This is a genomic window from Megasphaera sp. DJF_B143 (assembly GCF_900320625.1).
In the GTDB taxonomy this organism is placed as follows: Bacteria; Bacillota; Negativicutes; order Veillonellales; family Megasphaeraceae; genus Megasphaera; species Megasphaera hexanoica.
In genome coordinates, this window is record NZ_ONTA01000277.1 from 1 (window position 1) to 4,757 (window position 4,757).

3 protein-coding genes and 1 pseudogene are annotated in these 4,757 nt (G+C 49.2%); all 4 read left to right on the forward strand.

Annotated features, from left to right (window positions below):
• Positions 1 to 807: class I tRNA ligase family protein (locus DBO31_RS08090; RefSeq protein ID WP_150824892.1), on the forward strand; the 807-nt coding region annotated here is incomplete at its 5' end.
• Between the two features lie 9 nt (positions 808 to 816).
• A complete protein-coding gene (locus DBO31_RS08095; protein WP_200817501.1) occupies positions 817 to 2,139 on the forward strand; it encodes a folylpolyglutamate synthase/dihydrofolate synthase family protein in 1,323 nt (440 codons plus the stop codon).
• 251 nt (positions 2,140 to 2,390) lie between these two features.
• The gene (locus DBO31_RS08100) at positions 2,391 to 4,187 is read left to right on the forward strand and encodes a phosphoethanolamine transferase (protein ID WP_150824893.1); all 1,797 of its coding nucleotides are present in this window, start codon (positions 2,391 to 2,393) and stop codon (positions 4,185 to 4,187) included.
• 56 nt (positions 4,188 to 4,243) lie between these two features.
• Positions 4,244 to 4,757: pseudogene (locus DBO31_RS08105) on the forward strand (flavodoxin family protein); the annotation flags it as partial.

Consider the following 4,757-nt stretch of genomic DNA (forward strand, 5'->3'; position numbering starts at 1 on the left):
AACGATACGGTCAGCCAGGTTACGGCTAATCTCGATAAATTCGAACTCGGCGACGCCGCTGACGAAGTGTATGATTTCATCTGGAATTCCTATTGTGACTGGTATATTGAACTGGCTAAACAGCGCCTGTATAAATCGGATGACCAGCGCAGCAAGCAGACTGTACAGTACGTACTGGTCTATGTCCTGACGCACACACTGGAAATGCTCCATCCGTTCATGCCTTTCGTGACAGAACATCTCTGGCAGCATCTGCCCCACGAAGGGGAAAGCATCATCGTGGCACCGTGGCCACAGCCCAGAGCCGACCTGGAATTTACTGCCGATGCCGCCATTATGAACGTCATTATGGAAGCCATCAAGGGCATCCGCAATATGCGTGCCGAATCCAACGTGCCGATGGGCAAAAAAGCTCCGGTCATCATGGTACCGTCCGATGAAGGCATGGCTCAGACACTGCGCAAGTATGAATCGTATTTCCATACACTGGCCTTTGCCGATAAGGTGACATTGCTGGCTCCTGATGCGGCCAAACCGGAAAATGCCGTTGTAACCGTCGTACCGGGTATTGAAGTCTATCTGCAGCTGAAAGACCTTATCGATGTAGAAAAAGAAACGGCCCGTGTCAAGAAAGAACAGGACAAACTCCAGAAGGAAATCGACCGCCTTTCGAAAAAACTGTCTAATCCGGGATTCCTCGGCAAAGCACCGGCTGCTGTCGTAGAAAAAGAAAAAGCCAAACTGGCTGATTATACGGACAAGATGGCCTCCCTTACCAAACGTATGGAAGATCTGGCTAAATTATAAGAGGCGCTCATGACCTACGAAGAAGCAATTGATTATATCCAGCATGCCAGCGTGTTTGGTGTACAACTGGGCCTGGGCCGGATTCAGGAACTCCTGAACCGGCTGGGCAATCCTCAGGAAAAATATAAGACGATTCATGTTACTGGCACCAATGGCAAAGGGTCTGTAACGGCCATGATAGCCAGTGCTCTTTGTGAAGCTGGTTTCCGGACTGGCCGGTACACGTCGCCCCATCTGGAAGAATACACCGAACGGATACATATTAACGGCGATGATATTTCCCGTGCTGACTTTGCCACTGCTGTCGCTGCCGTCCGGGAGAAAGTCGAAGCCATGGCAGCAGAAGGGCTGGAACGTCCGACGGAGTTTGAAATGATTACGGCCGCCGCTTTCTGGCATTTTGCCAAAGCCGGTGTCGAATATGCCGTCATCGAGGTCGGGCTCGGCGGCCTTCTCGATTCGACCAATGTCATCATACCGGAAGTCTCGGTCATCACCAATGTGGCCATGGACCACATGAAATACTGTGGCAATACGATAGAAGAGATTGCCACACAGAAAGCGGGCATTATAAAAGAGGGCGTCCCTGTCGTCACGACGGCGGAAGAACCGGCCCTTTCGGTCATTGCCCGTACGGCCTATCACAAACACAGCCGGCTCTATGCCTATAAGCATAGTTTCGATGTCATTGGCAATGCCGGTCCGGAAGATCCGGCAGCCGGGCAGATGGTGACAGTACGGGAACCCTATGGCTTTGCCATCACGACGACACTGCCTCTGTTAGGGAAACACCAGCGTGTGAATTGCGGAGCGGCCGCCATGACGCTGCTGCTCCTGGCCCGTCACGAAAAGAGACTGACCCGTACGGCTATTGAACAGGGCCTTCACCATGTGAAATGGCCCGGGCGGTTCCAGGTCCTGCGGGCCGGAGAAACAGACGTTGTTATCGATGGAGCTCATAACCCGGCCGGTATCGATACGTTCTGTCAGACTTACAGTGATGTATTTGGGGACAGAAAGCGGGTATTTCTCTTTTCGGTCCTTGCCGATAAAGATTATACCCAGATGGTGCATGAACTGTTCCATGACGATGATTATGTCGTCTGCGCACCAGCACCGACACCGCGTACGTCTGATCCGGAAGAAATGGCAAAAATCCTGCCATGCCGGGCCGACTGGGCGGACAGCATTGTCCACGGATTGGATAAGGCCTTTGCTGCCGTGCAGGAAGGACAGGTACTCTGCATAGTGGGCTCCCTCTACATACAGGGAGAAGTCCGGCAATACCTGCGCAACACATATCACATAGACGTGTTAGTTCATACGATATGACAAAAGATACAATCCGGACATTGCATGGGAAAAAACGTATAGAAGAATAGCATATCAGGAATTTTCAAAAGGATTGTCTGTATTTTTCGGACAGTCCTTTTTTTTGGGAAATATCTGCTTTTGGACAAATAAATGTATGCATTATGAACTCCCGTACTAACAGGCTGTATCGCACTCCTGGAGTATGATATAATGAGATATATAAATGCGGTTTCTTTCATAGATTTCGCATGACTGGAGAGATGTGATTCATGGTTTTTCGTTTTCATAGATATGGCCGCTGTAATGAAATCATAAAGGGGATAGCCAGTGCCGTCGTATATTTGTTGTGTTATGGTGTCTGCCAGTGGATGGTTCCGGATTTATCACCGTACCGGTTTTATGACAGTGCTGCTATCTGTGCCCTCCTCGTGGCAGGAAATCTGACAGCATGGCAGTATGATAAAAAATGGGTACAGACGATGATACTCTATAATGGGATTGTATTGTCAGCCGCTTTTATTCCACTATTGTCTGGTCAGCGGATCCTGCATGAAGAGATTGCTCATGCTTTTGTCATGGGAACTGCAGCATTTCTCACTATTTTTTCTTTGCGAATCATGGCCGGGCAGTTGCGGTTTTCCCACTTGCGGCGTTTCTGCCTGGGTACGGTATATTTGCTAGGTGCTGTTTTTCTGCTCATACCACTCTTATTCTGGGGATACTACGTAGTCAGTGGACATGTGTTGTCGTCGGCGATTGTCCTTACTTTGTTTCAGACCAACGGCAGCGAAGCTATGTCTTATTTAAAAGACCAGAATATATTCCTATGGTGTGTGACGGGTACGATGCTGCTGTCGGTAGTTTCTGCCATGATGTATATACTGCACGATGCTGGCAGAAAGCAGAGCCGGTATCCACTCTGGGGACAACTATTGCTGGTCCTGGTTACACTGGCGGCAGGCTTCTGCGTTATGGAGCAGTCATCCAGTTATCTGCCCGTGCGGATTATGGATGAAACGGAAAATGTGTTGCAGGAATATCAGAAATATGGACAGGCAAAAGCAGTGCGGCAGGAAAGATTGCAATCGCTGCAGAATCTGAGGATTTCATCGTCAGGCGGCATATTCGTGCTGGTCATTGGTGAATCGGAAAACCGGGACCACATGCAGGCCTATGGATATGACCGGCCGGATACGCCCTGGTTATTACAACAGACTGAAAAAACGAATACCATACTGTTTACTCATGCCTACTCGAATCATAGCCTTACTGTACCTGTCCTGACCTATGCCCTGAGTGAGAAAAACCAGTATAATGATATTTCCCTGGAAGATGCCTGTTCCCTTATGGAAGTAGCCAAAGCAGCCGGGTATGATACGGTTTGGCTGAGCAATCAGAGACATTACGGTGCCTGGGATACACCAGTTGCCGAAATTGCCAGCACGGCTGATTATCAGGTGTGGCTCAATGAGCGGAACGGGACGGAAGATTGCCGGACGAACTATTTTGATGAGGTACTGGCCGATACGATCCCAAATCTGGAGGACTCTTCCAATGCCCTGATTGTCATTCATCTCATGGGCTGTCATGGATCATATGGGGACAGGTATCCGACGAAGTGGAATGTTTTTCATGGAGAAAATGAACGTATCGATCAGTATGACAATGCCGTGGGTTATACGGATTATGTCTTGCAGAAAATCTATGACCGGATTAAGGCGGAGCCCCGGTTTAAGGGACTCGTATATGTTTCTGACCATGGAGAAGAAGTGGATCTGGGGTATTTCCACGAAGCGACAAAATTCACCTATGCTATGAGTCACATTCCCTTTGTCATGATTTTCAGTGATACATTTATCCAGGAATATCCGAAAATAGTTGATACGCTGCGGAATCATCGGGATGCTTATTGGACGAATGATTTGCTGTACGATGTCATGACCAGCCTCATGGGCATTGACGGAGTATCTACTGTAATGCCCGATCTGGACCTGACGTCTGATGGGTATTCTCTTGATAGAGGAACCATACGGACACTTCATGGCACGAAAAAAATAGAAGAGTGAATGCCGATGGATTTCATCAGCAGCAAACCTGTGAAATTTCGATAAAGGAGGAAAAAATGATGCTGATTCAACAGATTTATACCATATCTTTCAGCCCGACGGGCAAGACCAGGCAGGTAGCCCGGTACTGTGCCGCCCGCCTGGCAGAATTGCTTTCCGTACCACTTCATGAAATCTCTCTCGATTTACCGGAAGAACGGAAAACGGCATATACCTTTGGCCCTCATGATCTGGTCATCGCAGCAGGTCCGACCTATGCGGGAAAGCTGCCCAATAAAATACTGCCGGCTTATATAGAGAATCTCCGCGGGCAGGGAACACCGGCTGTGGCGCTTGTGACTTTTGGCAACCGGTCTTTCGACAATTCCCTGGCAGAGTTATGTGACGTGCTGCAGAAGAACGATTTTTGTCCTATATCTGCCGGAGCTTTTGTTGCGACCCATGCCTTTTCAGACCGGCTGGCTCCCGGACGGCCCGATGAACGGGATCTGGCAGATATCCGGCAGCTGGCTGACAGGACGGCTGAAAAAATCCGGGACAGGATGGATATGCCAGACGTGGTATCTGTAG